Raw genomic sequence first — 26,890 nt, 5'->3', positions numbered from 1 at the left:
ATTTCCCAATGACCGAATTCATTGCGTTCATCTATGACTTACGAAATGCGTATGAAGGATATTCGTGAAGAATCTCTTGCTGAAGGCGAAGCTATTGGTTTTGCTAAAGGTGAAGCCGAAGAAAAACTTGCTACCGCCAAACGTCTTTTAAGCATTGGCTTATCTGTGCAAGATGTCGCTAAAGGTACTTCGCTTTCTGTTGAGCAGGTTGAAAAGATTAAGGCTGAATTAGCTTGATTATCCCCCCTACTTCCCCCGTCATGCGATCCCACGCACGGCTTTTTTATAAACAAAAAATCTGCGCAAGCACACAGCCTGCGCAGATTCGCCAAAGCACGAAAACCTTAATTCGCTAAGATATCTTATTTAACTTCAATAACGATTTCCTGACCATGCGGAATATCAGGATTCATAGCATCCTTCAGCTCCTCCGGAGTTACACCCAAATCCACATTATCCCTAACCTCTACCTGAAAATCAGTACCGGCCGGATAGTTGATATTGCTGCCCTTCATAAAAAGACCGCCCACCAGGCTAACCGCAGCAGCAACAGCCACAGCACCGCCATCGGTTTTGCCCTTGCCTTCGAGGCCTTTTCTCAACGGAACGCTGACATTGTTCAGCGTCTTGATTTCCTTGCCTGCAATACGCAGTACACCCTTTCTGCCGAAGCCGCCTGCCTTCTGCACTTCATATACATAACCCATGCCAACAGTACCTTTAGGAATAACTACAACACCGTTAATTATCAGGTTTTCTGTAGTCTTGAACTCCACCTGCTGATTTTTCTTGTGAGTTTTAGAGTTAGCAGGCTCGATAAGCTCAACGTTAAGCATAGTTTTTTTAGGGATATAAATATGTCCCGGCATAACATTGGCAATTGTCACCTTTTGAGCAGCGGCCTGCTCCTCTTTTTTCTGCAGCGCAAGTCTTTCCTTAAAGGTCAGCTTCGAAGGATCTGCCTCTTTAGCAGGCATTTCTTCTTCTGCAAACGGGTCGTACTTTTCATCCACACTTACATACCGGCTTGACGGCGCAGCATAAGCCATCGGCAGGCTCAAGCCATTAGCCATCATAATTGCGCTGAGGATTGCTGCCGCAAATTTTCCTGTTGTTCTCATTTTCAAACACCTTCCCTTCAATAATTAGGATATCTTGAATACCATCATACCCGGCATTACAGATATCAGGGTAAAACAAAAGCCATTTTGCGAACTTCTCGCATTGCCGAAGCTTTTTGACTTCTGCTTTAATATAATCTTACCATATAAATTGGACAATATCTGTCTATCTTGACTTGCTTTTATAAAATTTTTATAAATTATTTTACGCAATATCATTTTCTTTTCATCGAACTATTGTTTTTATTCTTTGCCTATGCTATAATTATCTTAGTTGCATGAGTAGCCGCAATTTTGCGGAGCTTATGCCTGGTCATAGGGACCAGTGGCGCCTGTCGAGCTTTCGGCAGGCGCCTTTTTTGTATACAAAAAAGCATCGTAAGCTACCTCAATAGCCTACGATGCTTTTGCTTTCAGCCTTATTTGCTGTGGTGGCAGTGACCGCTGGTCTCGCCATTCATGATTTTGCGGAAAACCTCATGCGCTTCGTCTGCGCTCTTACCGCTTTCCAGTGCTTTTTTCATATGCACCATGGCAGTGCGATACTTAGCATGTGCTTCATCCTGCGGAATGGACTCAATGTCCATCGGGTTGAACTCCATTACCTTTTTGAAGATAGCATGGATTTCGTCGCTGGATTTACCTGCCTTTTTAGCAGCCTCTACGTGCTTCATAGCGCTTTCATAACGATGCTTGCCGTGCGGATCAGTCGGAATTTCAAATTTCGGATGCATATTATTCACCTCGCTTCCTTTGATTACAACCATAATATACACTATATTGCCGCTATAAGGTCAAGTACATATTTATATTTTTCTCACCTGAAACTAGCTCTCTTTTGCAGTCGGATGCAAGCGTTGGGCGATAATTTTGTTGAACTGCTGCTGCCAGGAGGCCAGCATAGCAGGCAAAGTGCCTTCATTTATAATCTCAGCTTCAACATTATATTGTTCTGCAATAGCCTGCAGCAGCTTCTGCCCTGCCAGCTGCATTTCTTTAGCGCTGATAAGCTCCCACAAATGCTGGTCTAGCAGGTGTACATAGAGCGAAGTATATACCAGCATTATATCTTCCTTGGCCAGCCTTTCGGCTGCCAGCAGATATTCCGGCTTTACTACCGCAGCATCCTGCGCGCTGTATGCCTGCCACATATCGCCCGTCTTGATGTCAAAGCGTTTGAGGCGGCGGAACACGTCATGCTGCTTTGCGGGAGTGAGGCCGGATTGCTTGGCCAGCGCTTTTTTTACTGCGTTCTTCACGGTCTTGCCGATAAGCTCGCCTAACTTGGAGTGCTTGCCTGCTCCCTCCATGTACAGCTCGCTCGCACTGTTGGCGATGATAATCGTCTGATCCGTGCCGGAGCCTGTAGCAATACCGTTGGAGTATTTGCTGCCCTCCAGCAGCTCCTGAATGGCAGCGGTCTTAGCCTCGGTACAGGTCACCAGAGCGCGCGCCATTACTCCTTCCGGCATATCGCAGTCCAACAGCAGCATAATGTTAATTGTTCCGTACTTCGGCTTAGGCATAGGCTTATAATAATCAGCAGGGTCACCTGCACGCCCACCGTTTGTTTCGATGCCGCCGGTTACGATGGCAGTTACGGTAAGCTCCTTAAAGCTCATGGTTTCTACCACGGCGTTTTCCATGCTGGCCGCTGTGCCCATGCCGCTCACCTTGTCCGGGTCCAGCGCCAGGCGCTTGGATACAAGGCGCATGTGCTCCACATAGGTGTCCGCCAGCATTTCGCAGGGCATGCCGGCTCCCTGCTTGGCATCATAATTATATACGGCAGCGTAATCATCATGGTAGCCGCCGTTATAAAGTGAGGTGCTTAAGATTTTGCGCGCTCCTTCAAAAAAAATAACGATGCTTTTATCGTAAAAATAAACCTTATCTCCTGTCGACAAGGTGCATAAATGTTCCGACATAATCAACCTCCTTTGATTTTTATTGTTATTATAAGCTATATAGTAATAGTATGGTCAAGAGAATTACAGGTGAAATAAGAACGAAAAAACGCCGACGTCTGCAACTCTTCCGAGTTGCAGCGTCGGCATTTTCATTTACGCCTTACGGCGACTTTATTTTGCTTTCTTCAGGAATTTTTCATACATTGCATGGTCTTCAGCCATCATCTTATCAGCATCGGCACCGATAATGCAGGTCGGGTCGATACCCTGTTTCATGAAATAATCCTTGAATTCCTTGGATTCGCAAACCTTTTTAGCAGCAGCGCGCAGAGCTTCCAGCTTTTCTTTCGGAGTATCCTTAGGAGCAACCAGAGCTGCCCAAGCGCGAACGGTCATGTTGTGGCCCAGCTCTTTGAAGGTCGGAACATCCGGATAGATTGCGCTGCGGGTATCAGCCATAACAGCAAGAATCTTCAGGTTGCCTGCGTCTACCTGGCTCTTGAATACAGACGGGTCAGCCAGAGTTGCGTCGATGTGCTTGCCTGCCAAAGCTGCAGCAATGTCAGCGGATCCTTTCGGATATGGTACATGCTTGAATTGTACGCCAAATTCCTCTTCAAAGGAAAGTGCGGCAATGTGCCAAATAGCACCGGTACCGGAGTTACCCATCTTCACCTTGCCGGGGTTTGCCTTAGCGAAGGCTACGAATTCGTCTACATTATTATAAGGAGCATCCTTCGGCACAATCAAAGCTGCCGGAGCTGCAATCGGAGCGCAGATAGCTGCATAATCCTTATAGGTGTTTTTACATTTGCCCTGATGCGGGAACATAGCCAGCTCAACGGTAACCATGCCCAGAGTATGGCCGTCGGGTTTAGCGTTAGCCAGCTCTACCATGCCGGTTACACCGCCGCCATCGGGTTTGTTTACGGGAACAAATTTGCTGCCCTTCAGCTCTTTTTCCATGAACTGAATCAGACCTCTGGCAGAGATATCGGTACCGCCGCCCGGAGCCTTAGGAATAATTACGGAAATATCTCCGTCTGCAGGATAAGCTGCTTTTTTGCTGTCGCCGCCGCAGCCGGTAAGCATAACAGCCATGGTCAGCATAGCCATCAGCACAACTAAAATTTTCTTCATTGTCTTACATCTCCTTATATTTTAAATTTAAAGGGTAACAAGTTCATCCGCGCTCAATCTTACACAAGCAATATTGCAACGCTTATAAGTATAGGTGAGCATAAGGTCCTCGCCGTCAGCAATAATCGCCGGATAGGAAAATTCCGCAGGCTCTGTTTCCAGGTCAAACAGCTTTTGCCAGCTCGCACCCTCATCTGTGGATTTGAACAGACTTAAGGGAGAACGCTGACCCCAGTTGGCAGCCACCGGATTGCACACCAAGTAGAGTACACCGCCGGCAGTCCGCACCAAGTCAAGACCGCTGTTATTGTTCGGCAGACTCAAAGCGTAGGCACTGCACCAGGTTTCGCCGTCATCCGCAGAATCGCTGCGATAGACAAAGCCCTCGCTGCTGCGCAGCAGCATATGCACGCTGCCGTCCGCACTCTGCCACAGGCTCGGCTGGATTACGCCGCGTCCGTAAAAGGACTGCTGGCTTACGGCAATATTACTGTCGGCAGTCTTTTCGCCTGTCTGATATTGCAGTCCCTCAATCTGCACTGCAGAGGATTTATGCCAGCTTGCGCCATCGTCATCGCTGATATCTGCAAAGGCCTTCCATATACCATGTTCGGTAGACGCACCGGCAAGAATGCGTCCGCTCGCCAAGCGCAACGGCTTATTGCGTACAGGTCCGCGTCCTCCGCTCACATCACCGGGCACCAGCTCCTGCGGTCCGCTCCAGGTTTCGCCGTTATCCGTAGACTGCAGCAGCCACGTCTGCCAATCGGCAATCTGCTGGCCCTGCTTGTAAAACAGCAGCAATCTTCCGTCCGCGCCCGCAAAAAGCACCGGATTCCAGTTTGCCGCCGCCCCGTTCACCAGCAGCTTTGGCTCACTCCAGCCTGCATCCGTGCGTCTGCTGATGTAGATCCCCACGTCGCTTTCTCCCTCGTGCGTACCGCCGAACCAACAGCACAGCAGGCTGCCGTCGGGCAGCGCCAATACTGTTGAAGCATGGCAGAACGCTGTAGGCAGACAGCGCATAATCAATTCCTTTTGCATTATATCAATCACATCCAAAAAAGTCGCATAATTCTATAACATAAATATTGTAACACATATACAAAAAAGCGTAAACTATTTTCTTCACATTTCTGACAAATTTTGTCCGTCGACACGTTGCCTACTAAGCCATTGGCAACGCTTTGCAGTCCGCAGGCAAAAAAATGCGCAGGCTTTTGGCTTGCGCAGCTGCTTATTTATTTGACGTACACCTTTTCTTCATCAGATATAAGGCAATCATTTTGCCATGATGTACATTGCAACTTATAGTATTCCTGTAAGCTCCCTAATTAAAATGTAAGCCTCATCTGATGCCAGACAGCATTTCCATGCGTAGATTTATCGGACACTCCCTCATCGGCAAAGCCGAATTTTGCATAATAATGAACGAGCCTATCCTTGCAGGTCAGCACCAGGCCCTTTCTCCCCTGTTTTCTGGCATCCTCAATCGCACGGTGAATCAGCTCACCGGCATAGCCATGCTTGCGATAAGCAGGAATGGTATTGACACCGAAAATCATCTGCCACGCGCCGTTTTCATCGTGCAGCGTTGCCTTCTCGTACATTTCATCCGTCAAATCAGGCTCATCCGTCACAAAACCGTCCACGAAGGCAATCAGCTTTTCAGCCTCATACATAAGCCAGAAATGATTGCCGTAATATTTCACTCTGTCAACAAACTCCTTTTCCGTTGCTGCCTCCGCCGGCGGAAAGCATTCTGCCTCCACTGCGGCAATCGCGGCAATATCTTCCTTAGTTGCATATTTTATAACCATAAGTTCTTCTCCTTAATAATTATTTATTCAAAGCACATGCATCACAATATTTTGTTACGCTTTGAAGTTTTCCTCACCTTTAATTATAGCACTAGCAAAATTGCAAATCATAATAAGTATATCATGAATCGTAATTCGATTAAACAGAAAAAAGCAGAAGATATTCTTAGTAGTTGCCTTTTTTGCAAAAACTGGGAGCGCTTTTATCTGCAAAAAATGTTTGCTTTACGAACTATTGTTTTTATTCTTTTTCTATGTTATAATTACCTTAGTTGCATGAGCCACCGCAATTTTGCGGAGCTCTTGCCTGGTCGTGCGGACCAGTGGCGCCTGTCGAGCTTTCGGCAGGCGCTTTTTTTACATCTGCCATCTTATATATTTTTGCCTAACTTTATGCTATAATCAAAGGAGGAAACATATGAAAAAGCAAGTATCTAATCTTGACAAACTCACTCTTGCCAACGATTTTCTGTTCAAGCACGTTATGCTCAGAAAGCGCATCTGCAAGCATATTCTGGAGGAGCTTTTACACACCAAAATTGCAGATATCACCTATCTTGAAGCAGAACAGACACTTGATGTTTATCCCGACAGCCATGGTATTCGCCTGGACGTCAGAATTGCTGATGACACCAATACGCACTATAATCTCGAAATGCAGGTCAAAAATCCTGTCAGCAGTACTGGTAAATTTCAACTTCCCAAGCGCACTCGCTACTACCAGGCCATGTTGGATACAGATATGCTGCAAAAGGGACAAGATTATGACGAGCTTTCTCCCACTTATATCATCTTCTTCTGCCTGTTTGACTTCTTTGAGGATTCCCAGCGTATTTATACTTTTAAAAGACGTTGCATGGAAAACATGGAGATTGAATTAGCAGATGAAGCTGCTATTATGTTTCTTAACACATTAGGCACTAAGGGCGATGTATCGCCGGATATTCAAAGCCTGTTTGACTACATCAACAACAATACAGTTACCAGCAACTTCACCCGTGAGGTTGCCGATACGATTACGGAAATCAAGAATGATAAGAAAGTGAGGGATTCCTATATGACTTACGAAATGCGTATAAAGGATACTCTTGCCGAAGGTGAAGCTAAAGGTAGAGTTGAAGGTAAAGCTGAAGGTATAGCCGAAGAAAAACTTGCTACTGCTAAGCGTCTTTTAAGGATGGGTTTGTCAGTACAAGATGTCGCTAAAGGTACTTCGCTTTCTGTTGAGCAGGTTGAAAAAATTAAGGCTGAACAAGCTTGATAAGAACGTGAGGGATTCCTATATGACTTATGAAATGCGTATGAAGGATATTCGCGAAGAATCTCTTGCCGAAGGTGAGGCTAAAGGTAGAACTGAAGGAAAATCCGAAGGTATAGCCGAAGAAAAACTCAGAGTAGCTAAACTCATGCTGGCTAAAGGTTCCTATTCTCCGCAAGAAATCGTTGAACTTTCCGGTTTGTCTATTGATGATATAGAAAAGCTAAAGCATGATATGCATGTAGAGAAGCAAGAATGATCCTAGCCCCTCCTACCACCGCCGTGTGCTTCCGCACACGGCTTTTTTTCTGCCCGCACAAAAAATTTCCCGAACGCTGCCAAACACAGCTGTCGGGAGATTTTCAAATATCTTCATATAAACAACAGGACTCAACGCCTGTCAGCTGCAAGAGCATCTTATTTACCGCTGTCAAAAAGTGCTTCGACAAACTTATCCGGCTCAAAGGGGCGGAAGTCCATAATGCCTTCGCCTACGCCAATCCATTTAACCGGCAGTCCCAGCTCTTCCTTAATTGCCACAACCACACCGCCCTTAGCAGTGCCGTCCAGCTTTGTGAGTACAACGCCGGTAACCTTGGCGGTTTCCATAAACACCTTAGCCTGATTGATTGCGTTCTGACCGGTAGTAGCATCCAGAACCAGGAAGGTTTCGTGCGGAGCTTCAGGAATTTCGCGCTTAATAATGCGGTGAATTTTTTCCAGCTCGTTCATCAGGTTAGCCTTGTTATGCAAGCGTCCTGCAGTATCAATAAAGAGGATATCTGCCTTACGCGCAATCGCTGCCTTCATAGCGTCAAAGACAACTGCCGCCGGATCAGCACCTTCTGCATGGCGGATAACGTCGCAATGCGCACGCTCGCCCCAAATTTGCAGCTGCTCGCCTGCCGCAGCGCGGAAGGTATCGCCTGCTGCCAGAACAACCTTGTATTTGAACAAAGTGAAGTAATTTGCCAGCTTGCCGATAGTAGTAGTCTTGCCTACACCGTTAACGCCAACAACAAGAATAACCGTCGGCTTGGCACCGATACGTGTACGTTGGCCGCTGTCTGCCAGCATTTCTGCCATATATTTTTTCAAGAAAGGTATAACATCCTCGGTACCGCTGATTTCTTTCTTCTTCGCTGCTTTACGCACTGCGTCGATCAGCTTTTCGGTAGTTTTTACGCCTACGTCCGCAGACAGCAGAATCATTTCCAGCTCATCGAGAAAATCATCGTCAATCGCAGCAGACAGGCCTACAAGCTCCTGAATGCGGTCAGTAAAATTGCGTCTTGTTTTAGAAAGGCCTTCCTTTAAACGCTCAAAAAATCCCATTATTCATTCTCCTTTGCATTTATTTTTACGGATAATAGTTTAGAAACACCGGATTCTTCCATAGTTACGCCATACATGATATCAGCGCATTCCATCGTTCCCTTGCGGTGTGTAATCACGATAAACTGCGTGTTTCCTGCATAATCCCGCAGGAAATCGGCAAAACGCTGAATGTTGGCATCATCCAAAGGCGCGTCAATTTCGTCCAGAATGCAGAACGGCGAAGGCTGATAGCTCAAAAGAGCAAAGAGCAGTGCGATAACCGTCAGCGCTCTTTCGCCGCCGCTCATCAGATACAGGCTCTGCAGCTTTTTGCCGGGTGGTTGGACATCGATATCAATACCGGAATCCAGCAGATTATCCGGCTCTGTGAGACGCAGCACCGCCGTACCGCCGCCAAATATCTTGACATAGCATTGCGCAAAGTATTCGTTGATTTTGGCAAAGGCCTCCTTGAAGCGTTTGGTCATACCGCTGTTGATTTCTGCGATAACAGCCTCCAGATTTTCCTTTGCTATACACAAATCATTATATTGCTTACACAGGAATTCGCTGCGCTCCTTCACTGCGTTATATTCTTCAATCGCCGCCGCATTAATCGGTCCCAGGTCTGCAATCTGCAGTGTCAGACAGCTTTCCTGTTTTTGCAGCGCCGCCAGATCCATGGCCTGCAGCTCGGCAAAATCCTGACCGCGCGCCGCCGCCTCATCCAGCTGATAATCCTGCTGCAGCTGCTCACGAATATGGCCGCAGTTGCTTTCGTGCCGTGCCAAGTCCAGCTCTGTCTGCTTCAGCTGTGCTTCACTGTCATTCACCTGCTTGCGCAGTCCGGCAATCTCTTTTTCAATATCCTGCTGTTTATCAAGCAGGCTGCCGCGCTTCTGAGCAAAGTCATCCTTACCGCCCAGAATCTGCTGCAGTTGTGCCAACAGCTCATCGCTTTGCTGCTGCAGGCGTTGCTTTTGCACACCACAGTCGGCAATTTCCTGCTGTCTGCGCTCCTGCTCTTTTTGGTTGGCAGCAATTTCCTCCTGCAGCCGCAGTGTATCCTGGTCAAGGCTGTGCATAGCCTTGCTGATATCCTGCGTGCGTACGGCAGAGGTCTGCAGCGTAATTTTGGCATCCTGCAGCTGGTTATCCAATGCAGTAACCGCACTGCCGTATTTGGCGATTTCCTTCTTCAGGTTATCCAACAGCTCCTTGGCCTCGGTATCCTGTCCTTCACGCTCGGCAACTGCCGCGCGCAGCTCCTTAACCTTATCACGGTTTGCCATATAGGCCGCAGTGATATTGCTGCGATCATCCAAAAGCAGCAGCAGGCGCTCATTGTCGCGCGTTTTCTGTTGCTGTACCTGCTCCAGATTGAGCTTGAGCCTGTCGGCCTTAAGCTGCTGCTGACGCAGCTCTGCTGCCAATTGCTGCAGCTGCTCCTTTTGCTTGCCTTCGGTTTCTTCCAGCTCCTCCAGCTTTTCCTGCCAGCTGAGCATCTCGGCATGCAGCTGCTTCACCTGTGCTGCCGCCTGAGCAATTTCTACATTACGGCTCAAATAGCCTTCCTTATGCTTTTTACTGCCGCCGCTCATGCTGCCGCCGGCGTTTACCACATCGCCGTCAAGCGTAACTACGCGCAGACGGTAGCGTCCGGCCTTTGCTGCAGCCAAGGCAGCATCAATGTTTTCGGCAATCAGCACTCTGCCCAACAAAAAGCGGACAGCGTTTTCCGCCTCGGGCTTGAAGCCGATTAAATCAACCGCATAGCCAAGAATTCCCGGCAGCTTCGCCAGTGCTTCCTCCTCGCGGTTCGGGCCGCGACGCTGTACGGTATCCAGCGGCAGGAAGGTTGCGCGTCCGCTATTGGAACGCTTCAAATAAGCAATTGCTTCCTTCGCCGCATTGGCAGAGCGCATCACCAGGTTCTGCGCACCCTCGCCCAACGCTGTTTCGATAGCAGCGACATATTTATCTTCTACCTGCAACAGCTCCGCTGCCACGCCTACAACCTGCTCACGCCAAGGCTCCTGCGCCTTCAGCACCGCTTTGATGCCATAGCTGAAACCCTCGTAGCTCTGCTGCAGACGCTTTAAGCTCTGCTCGCGTGTTTCGGCCGCCGTCAGCCGACGCTGGCACTGCTGCTGACTGCTGCGTACAGCCTGCAGCTCCTTTTGACCTGCATCATAGGCACTGCGCAGCTCCTCGCCCTTTTTGCGCACCAGCTCCATACCGTGAGCGCACTGCGACTGCTGCTCCAACAGGCTGCTGTACTGCTCCTGTGCCTGACGGTCCGCCGCCTCGGCTTCTTCTATACTTTTCTTCAAAGCCTCGCGGCGACGTGCGCGCTGCTCCTGCTCCTGTTCCAGATTATGCAGCTCGTTGCGGAGCTTAATCAGCTCCTGCATGCCGCTGAAGAACTGTGACTGCGCCTGCTCATCATTGCGCTTCGCCTCTTCCAGCTTAGCGCTCTGCTCGTCACGCTGCGCCTGCAGATGCTTCACAGCGCCATCGGCCACAGCATGTCTTTTTTCGACAGCATCAAACTCTGTTGCCAGCTCCTGCATTCTCGCTTCCTGCTCGCGCACCTGCTGCTCCAAACGCTCATTGCGCTGCACTAAGCGTTCGCTGGCCTTTTCGTTCTGGCTGACACGTTCATCCAAAACCTTTTGGTCACCGCGCAGCTTTTCCAAAGCAGTTTCGCGGTTTTTGATATCATCCTGTAATTTATTATAAGCCTCGGCCAGCTTATCCAGCTCCTGCTGTACCTGTACGGCCTCGGCCTGCATGCTGCCGACCTTCGCTGCCTGCTCGGAATAAGCACTTGCCGCCGCTTCTTTTTTCGCCTGCAGCTCATTGCCTGTTTCCTCCAGCGCATCCAAACGACGCAAAAGCACGGATAAACGGCAACGGCGCAACGCCTCGCTCAGCTCGTTGAACTGCTGCGTTTTGGCTGCTGCCTGCGCCAAAGGCTCTACCTGCGCATCCACCTCACTGCGGATATCGTTGATACGCGTAAGGTTATTGGCCGTATCATCCAGCTTGCGCACCGCATCCTTTTTGCGCAGACGGTACTTGGCAATACCTGCCGCTTCTTCAAACAGACTGCGTCTGTCCTCGGGACGGCTGTTTAAAACCTCATCAATTTTATTCTGGCCGATAATGGACATGGAGCCCTTACCAAGACCGGTATCCGCCATCAGGTCGATTATATCCTTCAGGCGGCAGCTTTTCTTATTAATCGCATATTCGCTTTCGCCGCTGCGGAAAATGCGGCGCGTCAGGCTTACCTGCTCAAAATCGAGCGGCAGTGTTCTGTCGCTGTTATCAAAATCAACGGTGACCTCTGCTACGCCCAACGCTCTGCGCTTGCCGCTGCCGGAGAAGATAACATCCTCCATTTTGCTGCCACGCAGATACTTGGCGCTCTGCTCGCCCAACACCCAACGGATGGCATCCGAAATATTGCTCTTGCCCGAACCGTTCGGTCCGACAACAGCAGTAATTCCCTTGTCAAAGGTCAATTCAGTTTTATCAGCAAAGGATTTAAAGCCATAGGTTGAAAAGGACTTTAAACGCACTAGAAATCACCCATTTTCTCTAAGTCAGTTATTATATCTTTTTATTGTATCATAAAATGCTGTTTTTTTACACCATGAAGAACTTCTCTTATGTTAAAAATTGCAAAATAACCCGCCAGCGCTCAGCCAAACCTTCAAGACGCAGGCGCGCGTTGGCAGGACTTGTGGACGGCAAATAGAAAACCTGCACCCGCTCAGGCAGTTTTTTGGCAAAATATTTTTTAAAGGCTGCAGCCGCCTTGCCTCCGTTGCACACTACCGCCTGCAAATGCGGCAGCTCGCTTACAAGCTCGACAACAGCATTCGGCGCTTCGTTTTTGATGCTGCTGTCCAAGCTGCCGTCACGCTCGCAATAGCCCAGCGTATCCCACAGCGCCAAGTGATGCTTATGCAGCAAAGCCTGCTTAACCGCGTAATTTTGCGGCACATCCTCATTTAAAAGCAGTGCCAGCAATCGCCAGAAGCGGTTTTGCGGATGCGCGTAATATTCCTGCTGCTCCAATGATTTTATCCCCGGCATAGAGCCGAGAATCAATATTCTGCTTTGCTCGTCCGCTATCGGTGCGAAGGATTTACATGTGGACATACTCTTATCTCATCTGCCTTATCTTGAATTATCTGCAGCGCAAGACCCGGGAAGTATTCCTCCCAATAGCGCAGGTTACAGCTTTTTTGCCCACGCAGCTTCGATTCCAGGCGTGCAGGGCAATATATAGTAATAGCGCCGCAGTCAGCCAACTTTTCTAATTTTGACGTCACTTCGGTGCGCAGCACTCTGCTTTTTACCAGCTCACCCATCGCCGGGTGAAACGGTCCTGCAAGGATATTCCCCGGCGTGCACAGCTCATCGTCAGGCTGCAGGCCGATGCGGATAACATTCACGCCTGCTTCCGTCAGTTCGCGGTAAACCCAGGCTGCCTGCGTCACGGCCTCCTCCTGCGTCAGCGGTACAAAACGCCCCGCCGCGTAGTCCGCAGCCAGCGGCGTACCCTTGATTACTAATAAAGGATAGATGCGTGCCACGTCAGGCTGCATTGCTATCGCTTTGCGTACTGTTTCCTGCACGCTGTCAAAGCTTTGCTCGGGCATGCCCACCATCAGCTGCAGGCCGACTTGAAAGCCGAAGCGTTTTAAAAGCGCCACCGCCGGCGCCACCTGCGCCGCCGTGTGTCCGCGCTCCGCTGCCGCCAGCACCCTGTCATCAAGCGACTGCACGCCCAGCTCCACCAAGCGCACCCCATGACACTGCAAAAGCTGCAATCGTTCTTCATCTATATAGTCCGGGCGTGTGGAAAGGCGCACGCTACCGATAAAGCCTTCGGCCAGCAATGCGTCCGTCAGCGCCAAAAGCTCCTCCTGCAGCTCCAGGGGCAGCCCGGTAAAACTGCCGCCGTAAAACGCCGCCTCGTTGACCACGCTCGGACGCAGCCAGCTGCGCCAACGCGCAAGCTGCTCCTTGGCACCTGCGACAGCAGCCAGCTTCTGTCCGCTAATTGTCTTTTGGTTACAAAAAACGCATTGATGCGGACAGCCTGCATGCGGTATGAAAATCGGCAGAATAGACATAGATATCCCTTCTTTTGAACAAAAACACAGCTTTTATGTAAATTTTTCAGGAAAAAGCTAAATTAATGATAACTATTCCTATTGACATTATCCCCTATAGGGGGTTATTATAGTTTTGCAAGAAATTTAATAGGAATGTGGTGCAGCAATGAAATTATCTCATATGGAGTTTATAAAAACAAGTCTTCCCTTTACATTTTCTACAATGGCGGCCTCGCTTATGGGTGCTGTCGACACTGCAGTAGTCGGGCATTTGGGGAATTATACATACATTAACGCCGTTTCTTTAGGCGCAGTAATTTTCAGCACAGTCTATTGGCTTTTCGGCTTTCTGAAAATATCTACCAGCGGTTTTGCGGCACAAGCCTTAGGTCAGCATGATCGCAAGCTGCTTGCCGGTGCTTTTATCCGCGGAGTGCTTGCAGCCTTCGGCATCGGCCTGCTGCTCGTCATTTTGCAGGAGCCTATCTGGCGGACAGCTTTGCTGCTCTTCAATCCCGACGCAGCAACCAGGCCTATGTTAGAGCAATATTATCGCATGCTCATTTGGATTATGCCGCTGACGCTCGTTTTCCAGACTGCACAGGGATGGTTCGCCGGCACGCTGCATGTACGTATCGCTGTGCTCACCGCACTTGCCAGCAACATCATCAACCTGCTGCTGGACGTGCTTTTTGTCATTGTATTGCATTATGAGGTAACCGGCGTTGCTGCTGCCACCTGCATCGCCAATATTACCGGCTTTTTAGCTATTCTGTACTTTTATGCCAAGCATAAGCCCCTGCCGCTGACAGCAGTTCCGCTGCGAAAAATCTTTTCCGGTCCCACTTGCCGCCAGATGCTGCAATGCGGTTCGCATCTCACCGTGCGTATGTTCTGCATGATTATCATGGTCAACAGCTTTATGCATCAAAGCTCAGCCTTCGGCGGCGAGCTTTTGGCCGCTAATTCTATTCTTTTCCAGATCCAATTCATCATGGGTGATATTCTGACCGGCCTTTCGCAGGCAGGTGCCATCTATTCCGGCATTGCCTTCGGCGAGCATGACCGCTCCATGCTCAATGATACGCTGCGCATCAGCTTCATCTGGGCCATCGGCTTCGGCCTGCTGCAGACTGTCGGCTATTATTGCTGTCGTCACGCCATTCTTGGCTGCTTCACCAATCTGCACAGCGTCATTGCCACAGCGCAAAAGTACGATTTGTTCATAGCCTTCTTCCCGCTTATCAGCGCGCTTGGCATCGTCTACTACGGCGTCTTCAATGGTGCGCTCTACACCAGGCCTATCTGCATCTCCATGCTGCTGACCGCAGGCTGTTACCTTACCGCCTACTTTACGCTTATCCCGCTTTACGGCAACATCGGCCTGTGGCTGGCCTTCCTCATCTTCTATATTGCCCGCAGCAGCTTTTTACTGTTCTTCGTTCCCAAGCTGCAGCAAAGAGTAGCTTTGGTCTAATCTCAAACATGACTGCACGTTCTTAACGTGCAGTCTTTTTTTAGCGCAGATATTGGTCAATAGCCGCTTCAAAATCTTCCAGACTTTTGCTGCCCTCACCCTTTTCGATAGCGTGCAGAATGCAATGCTCCAGATGGTCCTTCAAAATAACCTTGGCCGTATTATCCAGCGCCTTGCGCACCGCAGCTATCTGAATCAGCACCTCAGAGCAATCCCTGTCGTTATCTACCATAGTCTTGATAGAACGCACATGGCCTTCAATGCGTGCCAGGCGGTTGACAACTTTCTTCTTATTAGGATGGTTGTGAGCGTGTGCATGAGCTTCCTGCAGAGCCTGCTGCTTTTTATCATCCTGCTGATTTAGCTCCGCCTGCCTGCGCACATATTCCAATAAAGATTTTTCCTCTGCCATTACTGTCACCAACCTTATCTCTACATTATTAAAAGGGAGCGCACTAAACACGCTCCCTCATTTTATTCCGCTGCCTGTGGCGTCAAAATGCTTTCGATTACCAAAGCAACACCGTCATCATTATTGGATGCCGTAATGATTTTTGCATTCTGCTTCACGCTGTCCTTAGCATTGGCAACAGCAACGCCGATACCGGCATTGGCAATCATCTTCACATCGTTATTAGAATCACCGATGCACATAATTTCCTGCGGTTGTACGCCGTAGCTTGCAGCTACGCTCTTAACCGCCTCCCATTTGTTGACACCGGGCTCCATCAGCTCCAGGAAATTGTCTTTGGAGCTGGTAACATCCAGCTTGCCGGCAAAATCCTCTTTGAACTGCTGCCATACATCGGCAAATTCCTCGCTCTTGGTCATTACCAGAATCTTGTACGGTTCTTCATCCGTATGATACAGTGCATCACCGATAGCAGTCGTCTGAATACCGCTGATTTTGGTATACATGCGGGAACAGTCATTCTCCTGCTTAATCAAAATACTGTCACCCACATAAAGCTGCAGGTAATAGCCCTTCTCGCGGCAGTACGCCAGTACCTCGTTGGCTGTAGGCAGCTTCATCTTGTGCTCGTAATAAACCTTACCGCTCAGGCTGCCCTTAACGAGAGCGCCGTTATAGGTAACCAGCGGCACATCAAGGCCCAGCTTTTGCGCATAGGGACGCACGGAAACGTACATTCTGCCCGTGGCAATCAAAAAAATCTTGCCTGCGTCCAGTGCCTTTCTGATAGCTGCCTCATTACGCGGAGAAATTTGGCAGTCCTTATTTAAAAGTGTATCATCCATATCGCTGGCAATCAACTTAATTTCCATGCTCAACCTGCTCCTTTAACATCAATTTATCCAACACAATAGCGGCTGCCGGATAAAGCAGCAAAAGAAAAATACCGTGCATAATGCCAAAGTTAAGGTCATAACCCGGCAGCATGCGGCAAACGGTTACGGCACCCTCCATGGAAAAGGCAGCCATCACCAGCATAGCCTTTATGCAATCATTTCTGCGCTGCGCAAGCTCCTGCAGCCTTGTCAGCAAAAACTGCTTGTCGACAATAACATGCATCAGCTTCAGGCCCAGGCACATAAAAGCGCCTTCGATAAAGGAACCTGCCACCAGACCGCCCAGGGTAACAACCTGCAGCATACCGGTTACATATTCACAAAGGAAAAAAATGACGCTCAGCGTCAGCCACATTGTAGCTAAATTATACATTGTTTTCTTCAAATTAATCACCAAGATACATTATAACACAGACAGCCGTCAAATTACACCAGGCGTCTGATATTTTATGATGCTCTTAAGCATATTTTGCAAGTATTTCTGCATATTTTGTGGTAAAATAAATTTATTAACGTAAGCAGACAGCATTGTCTGTACGAAAGGAGCAGTTTATATGAAGCGCAGTGATAAATTCCGCCAGGCTAACCGTGAAGCTCTGGCTACCGTTATCGCCACCATCGCCGTCATCATCTTCTGGTGCCTGACAGGCTTTGGACTCGCAGACAGCGATATTACCTTTTGGCATACACCTCTTTGGGTTTGGGGCGGCTGTGTCGGCACCTGGCTCTTTGCCATCGCTGTTACCGTTTTCCTGACTAAGAAGGTATTTGTCAACTTTGATTTGGATGACAGCACGGAGGATAAACAGCATGAGTAGTATTGTAAACATTTTACCCGCACTGGCCTTCCTGCTGATTCTGTTGAGCATCAGCGCCTATATCCAGCGCACGTCAAAAGAAAACAGGCAAAAGGATTTCGCCAAGGATTACTTCATCGGCGGCCGTACTCTCGGCGGCTTTGTGCTGGCTATGACCACCGCTGCCACCTACAGCAGCGTAAGCACCTTCGTCGGCGGTCCGGGCGTAGCCTGGGTTATCGGCTACGGCTGGCTGTACATGGCCATCGTACAGGTAGTCGTTATCTTCCTCGTCTTGGGCGTGTTCGGCAAAAAAATTGCCCTCATCGCGCGCGAAATTGACGCCGTAACCGTCATTGACGTACTGCGTGCCCGCTATCATTCAGACTTTCTGGCGAACATGGCCGCCGTTGTTATTGTCGCCTTCTTCTGCGCCACTATGGTGGCACAGTTCGTCGGCGCTGCCAAGCTCTTCGAAGCAGTAACCGGCTTTTCTTACCTCACCGGCCTCACGATGTTCGGCCTAATTGTTGTCATCTACACCACTATCGGCGGCTTTAAGGGCGTTGCCGTTACCGACGCCTGCTGCGCCATCGCCATGATCGTCGGCCTGTGCATCCTCATGGGCGGCATGATGCACACAGGCGGCGGCTTCAACAAAATCATGAGCTACATCAGCACGCAGCACCCCGATATGCTGGAGCCGCTTTCCCGCGGCAAAATGCCGATTTCTCTGTATATCAGCCAATGGCTGCTCGTCGGTATCTGTACGCTGTCGCTGCCGCAATCTGTTGTCCGCGGCATCAGCTACAAGGATACCAAGGCGTTGCACAATGCTATGATTATTGGCACCATTGTCATAGGCGCTATGACGCTTGTCGCAACCTGGATCGGTGTCATCAGCAAAGGTATTCTTACCGGACCTATTACAGCCTACGGCAACAGCGTTGATAACATCATGCCTATCGCCATCGTGCAAAGCCTCACTCCCTTCTGGGCCGGCGTCATTATCATCGGACCGATTGCAGCAACCATTTCCACCGTATCCTCGCTGCTGCTTTCCTCGTCCTCCTCTATCGTTAAGGACGTTTACATGAACATCAAGGGCAAGCGCGAAGAACAGCTCAGCAATAATCAGATTCGCCTCTACAGCCTGGGCGTGACAATTATTCTCGGCCTTTTGGTTTATGCCATTGCCATAAAACCGCCAAGCGTTATCTGGCAGATTAATATGTTTGCCTTCGGCGGCCTGGAAACAGCCTTCTTCTGGGTACTGATTTTCGGTCTTTTCTGGCCCAAGGCCAACAAATACGGCGCTATTGCAGCCATGGGCGGCGGCGTTATCATCTACTGCCTGGCTATGGTCTTCAAAATTAAGGTGCTCGATCTGCATCAGATTGTGCTTGGCATCGGTCTTTCCTTGCTGTGCTTCTTCATCGGCAACAGCTTCGGCAAGACAGCTGATGAAAAAACACTGCGCATTTTCTTCCCCGAAAAATTTGACGACGAAAAATAAATAAAGCCGCATATTATTCCAATATCCCAAAATCAAAATCTCTGCTTACGGTGTTTGCAAGCACCTTGGCAGAGATTTTTTATGCTCTGTTTTCTTTATAAAATTAAGTATCTGGCAATATTTACCTATGATCTTCTTGCATTTAACAGACGCTGCTGATTAATTTCCTCATAGATAAAATTTTCTCAATGCTGACACTCCTGTCATTGATATCCGCCTTATTCTTATTTACAAAAAGGACAAATAGTTTTCATTGAGTAATCATGATTATCCATTGACATAGAATATTATTTTCTGCTATCTTAAAGATATAAGCAGTTCTCAGCCACTCACCCCACGATACAGGAAGGAGCGTGCCGTCATGCTAAAAAAAAATCTGTCATTATTCTCGCAGGAATGTTGCTTTTAATTACCAGCTGCTTTGCCAACACACGTATACAACAATCTGCTAAACAACAACTAATCCCCAAGGTCAAGGAGGTCACAATTATGGATTTTTCCCAAGAAAAAGAAAACGTTATCTATCTTGCAGGAGACTGCTTCTGGGGGTTGGAAAAACTGATGCAATCCATACCTGGCGTAATCGATGCCCAAAGCGGTTATGCCAACGGCACAGGCAAAGCAGATGCCAAGTATCAGACAATCTTGGGCGGGAAAACCGGTTTTCGCGAAACCGTGCGTGTTGAATACGATCCGGCAAAGGTAAGTCTTGACCATCTGCTCTTGGCATATTTTTACGTTATTGACCCAACAGTCCTCAACAAACAGGGTAATGATACCGGAACACAGTATCAGACTGGCATCTACTATACCAATACACAAGTGCAGGCTGTCGTAGAACGTATCGTGGAACTGGAACGCGGTCGTCATAAGGTATTTGCAGTCGAAGTCGGACCACTGAAAAACTATTATCCGGCAGAAGAATATCATCAGAACTATCTTGATAAAAATCCGGGCGGATACTGCCACATATCGCCTGCCAAAATCAAACTGCTCAGCAGTTTGAAAATTGATGCCGGTGCCTACAAAAAACCTGCTGCCGAAACTATACGCGATAAGCTTACCGCAGAACAATTTCAGGTAACACAGCAAAACGGTACCGAACGACCGTTCCACAACGAATTCTGGGATAAATTTGCCAAAGGCATCTATGTTGATATCGTAACCGGCGAACCGCTCTTTTCTTCAACCGACAAATATCAGAGCAGCTGCTGCTGGCCCGCCTTTACCAAGCCTATTGAAGCACCTTTGCTAGTCGAACGCAAGGATACAAGCTATGGTATGGTACGCACCGAAGTGCGCAGCCGCAGCGGTGATTCGCATTTGGGCCATGTTTTCACCGGTGACCGCGAATCACCCAACGGTGTACGTTACTGCATCAACAGTGCTTCCCTGCGCTTTATCCCCTACGAACAGATGGAAGCCGAAGGCTATGGCTATCTCTTGTACCTTTTCAAATAATACTCTCTAATCAGGCATCATATGACTTCGATAATTTCTACACCCTTGTACGAACATAACCGTTTAAAAATTTCTATTAAATCCTCACGGTATTGATTATAAATGATTTTTCGTCTATACTTAGGTGTAAAGACTATATGATATTTGCATACCCATTTTGAATGCGATAATTCGTTAGTTTTATTTGCCATTAATACGTCATTCCTTTCTTTGCAATAGTGACTTGAACACTTACTATTGTATATCGGAATGACCTTTTTTTGTATAACAAGCAATGCGTACCCGCATAGCGGGTGGTTCTGTGTGAAGCACTCTCTCATTTCTTTGAAAAGAATCTCGATAGCGCTCCACGGACTAAAGCCACATAAAAAAAGTCCGTCCTTGCGGACGGACTTTTCAGCATAAACCGGATTATTTACGGATACCCAGTTTAGCAATGATTGCACGATAGCGCTCGATGTCTTTGCTAGCCAGGTAGTTCAGCAGGCCACGACGTTTACCTACCAGTTTCAGCAGGCCACGACGGGAATGATGATCTTTTTTGTGCTCTTTCAGATGCTCGGTCAAATATTTGATGCGTTCGGTCAGAACTGCGATTTGTACCTCAGAAGAACCGGTGTCACCTTCATGACGTGCGTTTGCCAGAATTACTGCTTGTTTAGCTTCGCTAGTTAACATTGTTTGTTTCCTCCTAAAATTTCAAATTGCCATAAGCGTAGCAGCCGTTGGAGAATCGAACTGCCAGGCCTTGGTTCAAATACTATGATAGTATACCATATCTTGCCACTGTATAGCAAGTATTTTGTAAAGATTTTTATACAAACAGCTTTAATTTACCGCAATGCCGCTTCGCAGTCATGCTTATCCTGTGCCAGCTGCTGCTTGAGCTGCTCAATGCCGGCAAATTTTACTTCACCGCGGATGCGCTGCTCAAAATGCACTGTGAGCTGCTTACCGTAAAGGTCACCGGTAAAATCAAAGATATTCGTTTCCAGACGCGGTTGGGCAACATCGCCAAAGGTCGGATTGTAACCAATATTGGCCATGCCGTGATAGTTTTTGCCGTTGACAATCACCCGCACAGCGTAAACTCCCCCCAGAGGAACCGCAACATGTGCATCCTCCAGCTCAATATTGGCCGTAGGATAACCAAGCAGTCTGCCACGCTCGTTGCCGTGCGCCACCGTGCCACTGATGCTGTAGCTGCGCCCCAGCATTGCTGCTGCCTCTGCTACCTCACCGGCAGCAATCAGATGACGGATAGCGGTGCTGCTGATAACGGTTGCACCCTCGCTTACCAGCTCGCGCACAATCAGCTCAAAGCCCATGGCATTGGCAGAAGCAGCCAGCGTATAGACAGTTCCCTGTCCGCGGCAGCCGTAGGTGAAGTTGGCACCGACTACCAGACAGCTGTAATCAAGCTGCTGCAGTCGCTGCAAAAACTCCTGCGGCGAAAGATCTGCTACCTGCTGATTAAAGGGAATGTCCACCAGCACATCCACGCCAAGCTGCTGCAAAAGCTCCTGCTTTTGCGCACCTGTTATCAGCGCCGACGGCACCATGCCCGGACGAATCCATTCAAAGGGATGGTTGCTGAAGGTAAATACCGCCAGCTGCGAATTACATTCACGCGCCTTCTCCCTTGCGGTTTCAATTACATCAAGATGACCGCGATGCAGGCCGTCAAAGGTACCCAATGCTACCACACAGGGAGCGGAAAATTTATGCAGTTGTTCTAAAGAAGTAATAATCTCCATGCTTATTCCTCTGGCATCGGGTAATGCTCTAAGATTTTTTCTGCCTGCAGGCGCTCCTGCTCACAGCGGACGATGCCTAAGAATTCATCCCCCGGCCCCAGCAGTACGTATCTGCCGTCGGCAGTCTGCGCCACCGTGGTGCGTACACCGTTAGTGATACGCGCCGCCTGACGCGCGTTCACCTTGAGCTTAGGCAGCTCGGCAACGGCAGTCAGCGGCTCTGCGGCACAGGCTTCGGGATTCTCCGCGATTTCCTGCAGCGTGCAGGCCTTGTCAATCGTGTAGGCTCCCACCTGCGTGCGCAGCAAAAAGCTCATCGTACCGCAGGTTCCCAGCGCCGTCGCCAGGTCCTCGCCCAGAACGCGGATATAGGTACCCTTGGAGCAGGCCACGCGCACAGTAAAGCTGTTTGCCGTATAATGCAGAAGCTCCAGCTTATAGATCTCAATCGGACGTGCGGTGCGTTCCACCTCTACGCCCTGACGTGCCAGCTGATACAGCTTTTTGCCGTTGATTTTGATTGCCGAATACATCGGCGGCAGCTGCAGCTGCTTGCCGGTAAATTGCGCCAGCACCGCTTCTAGCTCCTGTTTGCCGAATGCAGGCACAGGCATCGTTTTGACAACCTCACCGCTGTCATCGCCGGTAACTGTCTGCGCACCCAGCGTAAATTCGGCAATATATTCCTTGCGGCCTTCCACAGCGAACTCCAGCAAACGGGTCGCACTGCCCGCAAAAACAGGAAGAACTCCTGCCGCGTCAGGGTCAAGAGTTCCCCCATGTCCGATTTTCTTTGTGTTAAGCACGCGCCGCAAAAAGCCGATAACATCGTGCGATGTCATCTGTGGTGGTTTTAATACATTAAAAATTGCGTCCATATTAAACCAATTTGCCCAATGCTTCCAGCAGCTGAGTGCGAGCCTCCTCTACCGGTGCATAAATCGTACAGCCTGCTGCCCGCAGATGACCGCCGCCGCCGAAGGCTACAGCCACAGCGGATACGTCAACGCTCTTGGAGCGCATGCTCACGCGCGTTACCGCCGGCTCAACGGCCTTGAACATAATAGCTACGTCAACGCCCTCAATATAGCGCGGGTAGGACACAAAGCTGTCGGTCTGGACATCCTTGTCATATAAATCGTTGGTAATTGTGAGATAAGCAATTTTGCCTTCATAAGCGAAGGTCAGCGAAGGCAGTACCTTGGCCAGCATCTCTACCGTATCACGGGAACGCACGTCCAGTGCATCGCTGATTTCGTTAGGCTGCACGCCGTATTCCAGCAGCTTGGCAGCATTACGCATAGTTTTCGGCGTAGTGTTGGCATAGCGGAACGAACCGCAGTCTGTGCTGATTGCTGTATAAAAGCAGGTAGCAATTTCCTTATCAAAGGGCCATTGCATAGCCATGAACAAATCGCACATTACCTCGCCCACGGCTGCTGCCTTGGCATCCAAGTAGAGATATTCGGCAAAGCGTTCGTTGGAAATATGGTGGTCGATGTTCAGCAGTATTTTTGCTTCTACAACCTCGGACACCAGACCAATACGGTCAAAGGAGCTGGCATCAATAACTACCAGCAAATCCGTCTGCAGCTTGCTGCCCTCTACCGGGCGTTCACACAATTCAATACCGGGAATAAAGCTAAAGCTTTTATTGATAACGTCATCACAGAAAACAGTAACCTGCTTGCCCTGTGCCAGCAAAAAGCGTGCCAGTCCCAAAGTGGAGCCCAAGGTGTCACCATCCGGGCTTACATGGGTGCACAGCACTATTTTTTCTGCCGCCAGCAGCATAGCGCCTGTTTCCTGCAGACTAAGCTCCTTACTCATGCTCTGCTTCCTCGGCTGCAGGCTTTTCTTCCTGCTTAATCTTATCTAAGATGCTCTGAATATGCGCACTGTATTCTGCGGAGGTATCCTTCTGCAGAATCAGGGTCGGTGCAAAGCGCAGGCGGATACGTTTGGCGATTTCCGTACGCATAAAGCCTAATGCCTTGTTCAGAGCCTTCCAGGTTTCATCCTGTTTATCCTTGGGACCATACATGCTGATGAAAATCTTGGCATAGCTCATATCATCTGTCAGCTCCACGCCGGTTACGCTAACAAACTGAATACGCGGATCCTTGACATCATGCAGCAGCATTTTGCTGATTTCGTGCTTGATGGCCTCCTGTACTTTTTCTACTCTAAGTCTTGCCATTTTCTTTTCCTCTATATATAGATACAGACTGACGTACAGGCAGCAGCTGCGGGGAATGCGGCTTTTGCGGCCGGCATTCCTGCGCAATGTGCCTTATACGGCAGACTATTCTACTGCGATTTCTTCCATGTCGTATACTTCAAAGATATCGCCCTCTTTAAGGTCGCTGAATTTCTCTAAAGTGATACCACATTCAAAGCCTTGGGCAACTTCCTTCACATCGTCCTTGAAGCGGCGCAGAGATTCGATAACGCCTTCGTGAACTACGATGCCGTCACGGACAACACGAACCTTGGAGCTGTTGGTAACCTTGCCTTCAACTACATAGCAGCCGGCAATCTTCAGCTTGGAAATAGTAATCAGCTGACGGATTTCTACGCGGCCTTGAATAACCTCTTTGAATTTAGGAGCAAGCATACCCTTGATAGCAGCCTCAACGTCGTTGAGTGCGTCGTAAATTACACGGTAGGTGCGTACGTCAACCTTCTCGGTTTCGGCAGCCTTACGCGCGTTAGCGTCAGGACGAACGTTAAAGCCGATAATCAGTGCGTTGGCAGCGGATGCCAGCATTACGTCGGACTCGGTGATAGCGCCTACGCCTGCATGGACAACGGCAACCTTAACCTCATCGTTTTTGATTTTCTCAAGGGATGCCTTCAATGCTTCGATGGTACCCTGAACGTCAGCCTTAACAACGATGTTCAGCTCTTTGATTTCGCCTTCTTTAATGCGTTGGAACAGGTCATCCAGAGAAACCTTGGAGTTCAGCTTGATTTCCTCTTCCTTCTTCTTAGCGATACGTTTTTCGGCAACGCCGCGGGCAGTCTTTTCATCGGTGCTGTCCAGAATATCGCCGGCAGCCGGTACATCGTTCAGGCCCAGTACCTCTACAGGGGTAGAAGGCAGAGCCTTCTTAACTTTTTCGCCACGGTCATTAATCATTGCACGAACCTTACCATAGGAGGTGCCGGCAATAATGGTATCACCGATATGCAGAGTACCGCGTTGTACCAGGACAGTAGCAACCGGGCCACGGCCTTTATCCAGCTGTGCCTCGATGATGGTGCCGTGAGCAGGCAGATTCGGGTTAGCCTTCAATTCCTGCATTTCAGCAACCAGCAGAATCATTTCGAGCAGGTCGCTGATGCCGGTTTTCTGATGTGCGGACACCGGTACCATGATGGTGTCGCCGCCCCAATCCTCAGGAATGAGCTCATGCTCTGCCAGCTGTTGTTTAACGTGATCCGGATTTGCGCCCGGACGGTCGATTTTATTGATAGCTACAATGATAGGTACCTTTGCGGCCTTAGCATGGTTGATAGCCTCGATGGTCTGCGGCATTACACCGTCATCTGCTGCTACAACCAGAATTGCAACGTCGGTTACCTGTGCGCCGCGGGCACGCATAGCTGTGAAAGCTTCATGGCCCGGGGTATCCAGGAATACAATCTGCTTGCCCTGGTAGTTTACCTTATAAGCACCGATGTGCTGGGTAATACCGCCGGCCTCGCGGGAAGTAACGTTGGTTTTGCGGATAGCGTCCAGCAAGGAGGTTTTACCATGGTCAACGTGGCCCATAACGGTAATAACCGGCGGACGCGGAACGCGTTTTTCAGGCGGATCGTCAACCTCGGGAATCTCTGTCGGATCCTCTTCCGGAGCCTTCTGGCCAACTTCTACGCCGAAGTTGTCGCCGATAAGCTGTGCGGTATCGAAATCGATATCCTGGTTGATGGTAACCATTACGCCCAGCATAAACAGAGCCTTGATTACTTCATTAACCTCACGCTTAATGAGCTTGGAAAATTCCTGTACATTGATGGATTCGCCGATTTCAACGTAGGTCGGACGAACGATTTCTACCGGAGCCTGTTGTTGCTTCGGTGCGGGCTTCTTGCCGCCGCGGTTTATCGGCATCTGATGGCCGGCGCTGCGGTTCGGACGGCTTTCGCGGGTAGCGTAGCTGCCCTTAATCTGCAGCTTGTTGTCCTTACGGCTCTTGCCTGCGTTGCGACCGCCCTGACGGTTATCGCGACCGCCTTCGCTGCGACCGCTACTGCGGCCTTCGCTGCGGCCACCGCTAACCTGTGCACGGCTTTCGCCATGTACGCTCGGGCCCTGCTGGCTCTTAGGACCTACAAAGATACCGCCCTGGCGTTGTTGGCCGTTGCGGTTACCCTGACGGTTGCCCTGACCGCCCTGCTGACCGTTGCGGTTTTGCGGACGGCCTTCGTTACGGCCGCCTTGGCGGTTGCCCTGCTGGCCACCGCGGTTTTGCTGCGGACGGCCTTCGTTGCGGCCACCCTGACGATTTTCGTTACGCCCTTGTTGAGCGTTGTTGTTATTGCGTTGATTTTGTTGCTGATTTTGTTGCATATTCCTCTGTCCGTTATTCCTATTCATATTGTTATCGTTTCTTTTAGCTGTATCCTGCGGACGCGCAGGAGCAGCCGGTTTGCTGACATCACGTTTTTCCGTCTTCGCCGGTTTGGGCGGTTCTGTTTTTTTATCGTATGCTTTACGGATAACAGACATAGCCTTGTCATCAGCTGCACTAAAATTAGTTTTTTCGATATTATTTTTCTTCAACAGGTCAATGACCTCATTTACCGGTTTGCCATAATCCTTGGCAACCTCATATATTCTTTTATTACCCATTCATCCACCTCCAGA

General features: G+C 49.3%; 26 protein-coding genes and 1 pseudogene. 7 read left to right on the top strand and 20 right to left on the bottom strand.

Annotated features, from left to right (window positions below):
* The first annotated feature begins 33 nt into the window (after window positions 1-33).
* Window positions 34-237 (top strand): hypothetical protein, encoded by a 204-nt coding sequence (locus tag HMPREF9443_RS04205; RefSeq protein ID WP_009145278.1) that lies wholly within the window; start codon window positions 34-36, stop codon window positions 235-237.
* Window positions 238-362: 125 nt separating this feature from the next.
* On the opposite strand, the gene HMPREF9443_RS04200 is transcribed toward HMPREF9443_RS04205, so the two are convergent.
* The 6 genes from HMPREF9443_RS04200 to HMPREF9443_RS04175 form a co-directional block, all read right to left on the bottom strand.
* Window positions 363-1,121: a hypothetical protein gene (locus HMPREF9443_RS04200; RefSeq protein WP_009145277.1), complete on the bottom strand. Its 759-nt coding sequence runs from the start codon at window positions 1,119-1,121 to the stop codon at window positions 363-365.
* Between the two features lie 419 nt (window positions 1,122-1,540).
* Window positions 1,541-1,888 carry a hypothetical protein gene (locus HMPREF9443_RS04195; RefSeq protein WP_009145275.1) on the bottom strand — a complete coding sequence of 116 codons (348 nt, stop codon included), beginning with the start codon at window positions 1,886-1,888 and terminating at the stop codon, window positions 1,541-1,543.
* Between the two features lie 60 nt (window positions 1,889-1,948).
* A complete protein-coding gene (locus HMPREF9443_RS04190) occupies window positions 1,949-3,049 on the bottom strand; it encodes an adenosylcobinamide amidohydrolase (RefSeq protein WP_009145274.1) in 1,101 nt (366 codons plus the stop codon).
* A gap of 153 nt (window positions 3,050-3,202) precedes the next feature.
* Window positions 3,203-4,171: a tripartite tricarboxylate transporter substrate binding protein gene (locus HMPREF9443_RS04185; RefSeq protein WP_009145273.1), complete on the bottom strand. Its 969-nt coding sequence runs from the start codon at window positions 4,169-4,171 to the stop codon at window positions 3,203-3,205.
* Window positions 4,172-4,198: 27 nt separating this feature from the next.
* Entirely contained in the window at window positions 4,199-5,215 is a 1,017-nt protein-coding gene (locus HMPREF9443_RS04180; protein ID WP_009145272.1) for a sialidase family protein, read from the bottom strand.
* A gap of 290 nt (window positions 5,216-5,505) precedes the next feature.
* Window positions 5,506-5,991: a GNAT family N-acetyltransferase gene (locus HMPREF9443_RS04175; protein WP_009145271.1), complete on the bottom strand. Its 486-nt coding sequence runs from the start codon at window positions 5,989-5,991 to the stop codon at window positions 5,506-5,508.
* A gap of 418 nt (window positions 5,992-6,409) precedes the next feature.
* Between HMPREF9443_RS04175 and HMPREF9443_RS04170 the strand changes: the two genes are divergently transcribed.
* Together HMPREF9443_RS04170 and HMPREF9443_RS04165 are read left to right on the top strand one after the other, a co-directional pair.
* On the top strand, window positions 6,410-7,252 hold the full coding sequence (locus tag HMPREF9443_RS04170) for an Rpn family recombination-promoting nuclease/putative transposase (protein WP_009145269.1): 843 nt from the start codon (window positions 6,410-6,412) through the stop codon (window positions 7,250-7,252).
* Between the two features lie 22 nt (window positions 7,253-7,274).
* On the top strand, window positions 7,275-7,508 hold the full coding sequence (locus HMPREF9443_RS04165) for an RpnC/YadD family protein (protein ID WP_009145268.1): 234 nt from the start codon (window positions 7,275-7,277) through the stop codon (window positions 7,506-7,508).
* Window positions 7,509-7,666: 158 nt separating this feature from the next.
* On the opposite strand, the gene ftsY is transcribed toward HMPREF9443_RS04165, so the two are convergent.
* The 4 genes from ftsY to HMPREF9443_RS04145 form a co-directional block, all read right to left on the bottom strand.
* Window positions 7,667-8,584: a signal recognition particle-docking protein FtsY gene (gene ftsY, locus HMPREF9443_RS04160; protein WP_009145266.1), complete on the bottom strand. Its 918-nt coding sequence runs from the start codon at window positions 8,582-8,584 to the stop codon at window positions 7,667-7,669.
* On the bottom strand, window positions 8,584-12,153 hold the full coding sequence (smc, locus tag HMPREF9443_RS04155) for a chromosome segregation protein SMC (protein ID WP_009145265.1): 3,570 nt from the start codon (window positions 12,151-12,153) through the stop codon (window positions 8,584-8,586). Before smc ends, ftsY begins: the two co-directional genes overlap by 1 nt.
* A gap of 88 nt (window positions 12,154-12,241) precedes the next feature.
* Entirely contained in the window at window positions 12,242-12,739 is a 498-nt protein-coding gene (locus HMPREF9443_RS04150) for a DNA-deoxyinosine glycosylase (protein WP_040565022.1), read from the bottom strand.
* Complete coding sequence (locus HMPREF9443_RS04145) at window positions 12,709-13,719, bottom strand: elongator complex protein 3 (RefSeq protein WP_009145263.1); 1,011 nt, start codon at window positions 13,717-13,719, stop codon at window positions 12,709-12,711. The genes HMPREF9443_RS04150 and HMPREF9443_RS04145 overlap by 31 nt, the downstream gene beginning before the upstream one ends.
* 148 nt (window positions 13,720-13,867) lie before the next feature.
* On the opposite strand from HMPREF9443_RS04145, the gene HMPREF9443_RS04140 reads away from it, so the two are divergent.
* Window positions 13,868-15,178, top strand: coding sequence for an MATE family efflux transporter (locus HMPREF9443_RS04140; protein ID WP_071585652.1), 1,311 nt, complete (start codon window positions 13,868-13,870; stop codon window positions 15,176-15,178).
* A gap of 40 nt (window positions 15,179-15,218) precedes the next feature.
* On the opposite strand, the gene HMPREF9443_RS04135 is transcribed toward HMPREF9443_RS04140, so the two are convergent.
* The 3 genes from HMPREF9443_RS04135 to HMPREF9443_RS04125 all read right to left on the bottom strand — a co-directional run bounded on the left by HMPREF9443_RS04135 (window position 15,219) and on the right by HMPREF9443_RS04125 (window position 16,859).
* Window positions 15,219-15,590 (bottom strand): metal-sensing transcriptional repressor, encoded by a 372-nt coding sequence (locus HMPREF9443_RS04135; RefSeq protein WP_009145261.1) that lies wholly within the window; start codon window positions 15,588-15,590, stop codon window positions 15,219-15,221.
* Window positions 15,591-15,652: 62 nt separating this feature from the next.
* Window positions 15,653-16,462, bottom strand: a complete 810-nt coding sequence (locus tag HMPREF9443_RS04130; RefSeq protein ID WP_009145260.1) for a Cof-type HAD-IIB family hydrolase — start codon at window positions 16,460-16,462, stop codon at window positions 15,653-15,655.
* Window positions 16,452-16,859, bottom strand: a complete 408-nt coding sequence (locus tag HMPREF9443_RS04125) for a hypothetical protein (protein ID WP_009145259.1) — start codon at window positions 16,857-16,859, stop codon at window positions 16,452-16,454. Before HMPREF9443_RS04125 ends, HMPREF9443_RS04130 begins: the two co-directional genes overlap by 11 nt.
* 181 nt (window positions 16,860-17,040) lie before the next feature.
* On the opposite strand from HMPREF9443_RS04125, the gene HMPREF9443_RS04120 reads away from it, so the two are divergent.
* The 3 genes from HMPREF9443_RS04120 to msrB all read left to right on the top strand — a co-directional run bounded on the left by HMPREF9443_RS04120 (window position 17,041) and on the right by msrB (window position 20,260).
* On the top strand, window positions 17,041-17,304 hold the full coding sequence (locus HMPREF9443_RS04120; protein ID WP_009145258.1) for a YhdT family protein: 264 nt from the start codon (window positions 17,041-17,043) through the stop codon (window positions 17,302-17,304).
* Entirely contained in the window at window positions 17,297-18,799 is a 1,503-nt protein-coding gene (gene panF, locus HMPREF9443_RS04115) for a sodium/pantothenate symporter (RefSeq protein ID WP_009145257.1), read from the top strand. Before HMPREF9443_RS04120 ends, panF begins: the two co-directional genes overlap by 8 nt.
* Window positions 18,800-19,288: 489 nt before the next feature.
* On the top strand, window positions 19,289-20,260 hold the full coding sequence (gene msrB / locus HMPREF9443_RS04110) for a peptide-methionine (R)-S-oxide reductase MsrB (RefSeq protein ID WP_230197143.1): 972 nt from the start codon (window positions 19,289-19,291) through the stop codon (window positions 20,258-20,260).
* Between the two features lie 26 nt (window positions 20,261-20,286).
* Here the strand turns inward: msrB and HMPREF9443_RS10505 are convergent.
* The 7 genes and pseudogenes from HMPREF9443_RS10505 to infB all read right to left on the bottom strand — a co-directional run.
* Window positions 20,287-20,451 (bottom strand): annotated as a pseudogene (locus HMPREF9443_RS10505) (transposase); the annotation flags it as partial.
* A gap of 220 nt (window positions 20,452-20,671) precedes the next feature.
* Window positions 20,672-20,938 (bottom strand): 30S ribosomal protein S15, encoded by a 267-nt coding sequence (gene rpsO / locus HMPREF9443_RS04105; RefSeq protein ID WP_009145254.1) that lies wholly within the window; start codon window positions 20,936-20,938, stop codon window positions 20,672-20,674.
* A gap of 155 nt (window positions 20,939-21,093) precedes the next feature.
* Window positions 21,094-22,017, bottom strand: a complete 924-nt coding sequence (locus HMPREF9443_RS04100; protein ID WP_009145253.1) for a bifunctional riboflavin kinase/FAD synthetase — start codon at window positions 22,015-22,017, stop codon at window positions 21,094-21,096.
* A gap of 2 nt (window positions 22,018-22,019) precedes the next feature.
* Window positions 22,020-22,895 (bottom strand): tRNA pseudouridine(55) synthase TruB, encoded by an 876-nt coding sequence (gene truB, locus HMPREF9443_RS04095; protein ID WP_009145252.1) that lies wholly within the window; start codon window positions 22,893-22,895, stop codon window positions 22,020-22,022.
* A 1-nt stretch (window position 22,896) separates the two neighbouring features.
* Complete coding sequence (locus tag HMPREF9443_RS04090; RefSeq protein WP_009145251.1) at window positions 22,897-23,847, bottom strand: DHH family phosphoesterase; 951 nt, start codon at window positions 23,845-23,847, stop codon at window positions 22,897-22,899.
* On the bottom strand, window positions 23,840-24,217 hold the full coding sequence (rbfA, locus tag HMPREF9443_RS04085; protein WP_009145250.1) for a 30S ribosome-binding factor RbfA: 378 nt from the start codon (window positions 24,215-24,217) through the stop codon (window positions 23,840-23,842). The genes HMPREF9443_RS04090 and rbfA overlap by 8 nt, the downstream gene beginning before the upstream one ends.
* 105 nt (window positions 24,218-24,322) lie before the next feature.
* The gene (gene infB, locus HMPREF9443_RS04080; protein ID WP_009145249.1) at window positions 24,323-26,875 is read right to left on the bottom strand and encodes a translation initiation factor IF-2; all 2,553 of its coding nucleotides are present in this window, start codon (window positions 26,873-26,875) and stop codon (window positions 24,323-24,325) included.
* Between the last annotated feature and the right edge of the window lie 15 nt (window positions 26,876-26,890).

It is taken from the genome of Phascolarctobacterium succinatutens YIT 12067 (assembly GCF_000188175.1).
GTDB classification, from domain to species: Bacteria; Bacillota; Negativicutes; order Acidaminococcales; family Acidaminococcaceae; genus Phascolarctobacterium_A; species Phascolarctobacterium_A succinatutens.
The sequence above is the reverse complement of the archived record's forward strand: the minus strand, read 5'-3'. Positions and strand labels throughout refer to the sequence as shown.

Excerpts from the sequence above, each read along its gene's own strand:
- ftsY (WP_009145266.1), bottom strand. The coding sequence starts at position 8,584 with ATGGGATTTTTTGAGCGTTTAAAGGAAGGCCTTTCTAAAACAAGACGC.
- rpsO (WP_009145254.1), bottom strand. The coding sequence starts at position 20,938 with ATGTTAACTAGCGAAGCTAAACAAGCAGTAATTCTGGCAAACGCACGT.
- HMPREF9443_RS04170 (WP_009145269.1), top strand. The coding sequence starts at position 6,410 with ATGAAAAAGCAAGTATCTAATCTTGACAAACTCACTCTTGCCAACGAT.
- HMPREF9443_RS04180 (WP_009145272.1), bottom strand. The coding sequence starts at position 5,215 with ATGCAAAAGGAATTGATTATGCGCTGTCTGCCTACAGCGTTCTGCCAT.
- HMPREF9443_RS04120 (WP_009145258.1), top strand. The coding sequence starts at position 17,041 with ATGAAGCGCAGTGATAAATTCCGCCAGGCTAACCGTGAAGCTCTGGCT.
- HMPREF9443_RS04130 (WP_009145260.1), bottom strand. The coding sequence starts at position 16,462 with ATGGAAATTAAGTTGATTGCCAGCGATATGGATGATACACTTTTAAAT.
- HMPREF9443_RS04175 (WP_009145271.1), bottom strand. The coding sequence starts at position 5,991 with ATGGTTATAAAATATGCAACTAAGGAAGATATTGCCGCGATTGCCGCA.
- truB (WP_009145252.1), bottom strand. The coding sequence starts at position 22,895 with ATGGACGCAATTTTTAATGTATTAAAACCACCACAGATGACATCGCAC.
- HMPREF9443_RS04140 (WP_071585652.1), top strand. The coding sequence starts at position 13,868 with ATGAAATTATCTCATATGGAGTTTATAAAAACAAGTCTTCCCTTTACA.
- infB (WP_009145249.1), bottom strand. The coding sequence starts at position 26,875 with ATGGGTAATAAAAGAATATATGAGGTTGCCAAGGATTATGGCAAACCG.
- HMPREF9443_RS04190 (WP_009145274.1), bottom strand. The coding sequence starts at position 3,049 with ATGTCGGAACATTTATGCACCTTGTCGACAGGAGATAAGGTTTATTTT.
- HMPREF9443_RS04195 (WP_009145275.1), bottom strand. The coding sequence starts at position 1,888 with ATGGTTGTAATCAAAGGAAGCGAGGTGAATAATATGCATCCGAAATTT.
- HMPREF9443_RS04205 (WP_009145278.1), top strand. The coding sequence starts at position 34 with ATGACTTACGAAATGCGTATGAAGGATATTCGTGAAGAATCTCTTGCT.
- HMPREF9443_RS04165 (WP_009145268.1), top strand. The coding sequence starts at position 7,275 with ATGACTTATGAAATGCGTATGAAGGATATTCGCGAAGAATCTCTTGCC.
- HMPREF9443_RS04185 (WP_009145273.1), bottom strand. The coding sequence starts at position 4,171 with ATGAAGAAAATTTTAGTTGTGCTGATGGCTATGCTGACCATGGCTGTT.
- rbfA (WP_009145250.1), bottom strand. The coding sequence starts at position 24,217 with ATGGCAAGACTTAGAGTAGAAAAAGTACAGGAGGCCATCAAGCACGAA.
- HMPREF9443_RS04090 (WP_009145251.1), bottom strand. The coding sequence starts at position 23,847 with ATGAGTAAGGAGCTTAGTCTGCAGGAAACAGGCGCTATGCTGCTGGCG.
- HMPREF9443_RS04150 (WP_040565022.1), bottom strand. The coding sequence starts at position 12,739 with ATGTCCACATGTAAATCCTTCGCACCGATAGCGGACGAGCAAAGCAGA.
- panF (WP_009145257.1), top strand. The coding sequence starts at position 17,297 with ATGAGTAGTATTGTAAACATTTTACCCGCACTGGCCTTCCTGCTGATT.
- HMPREF9443_RS04100 (WP_009145253.1), bottom strand. The coding sequence starts at position 22,017 with ATGGAGATTATTACTTCTTTAGAACAACTGCATAAATTTTCCGCTCCC.
- HMPREF9443_RS04200 (WP_009145277.1), bottom strand. The coding sequence starts at position 1,121 with ATGAGAACAACAGGAAAATTTGCGGCAGCAATCCTCAGCGCAATTATG.
- HMPREF9443_RS04135 (WP_009145261.1), bottom strand. The coding sequence starts at position 15,590 with ATGGCAGAGGAAAAATCTTTATTGGAATATGTGCGCAGGCAGGCGGAG.
- HMPREF9443_RS04125 (WP_009145259.1), bottom strand. The coding sequence starts at position 16,859 with ATGTATAATTTAGCTACAATGTGGCTGACGCTGAGCGTCATTTTTTTC.
- HMPREF9443_RS04145 (WP_009145263.1), bottom strand. The coding sequence starts at position 13,719 with ATGTCTATTCTGCCGATTTTCATACCGCATGCAGGCTGTCCGCATCAA.
- msrB (WP_230197143.1), top strand. The coding sequence starts at position 19,289 with ATGGATTTTTCCCAAGAAAAAGAAAACGTTATCTATCTTGCAGGAGAC.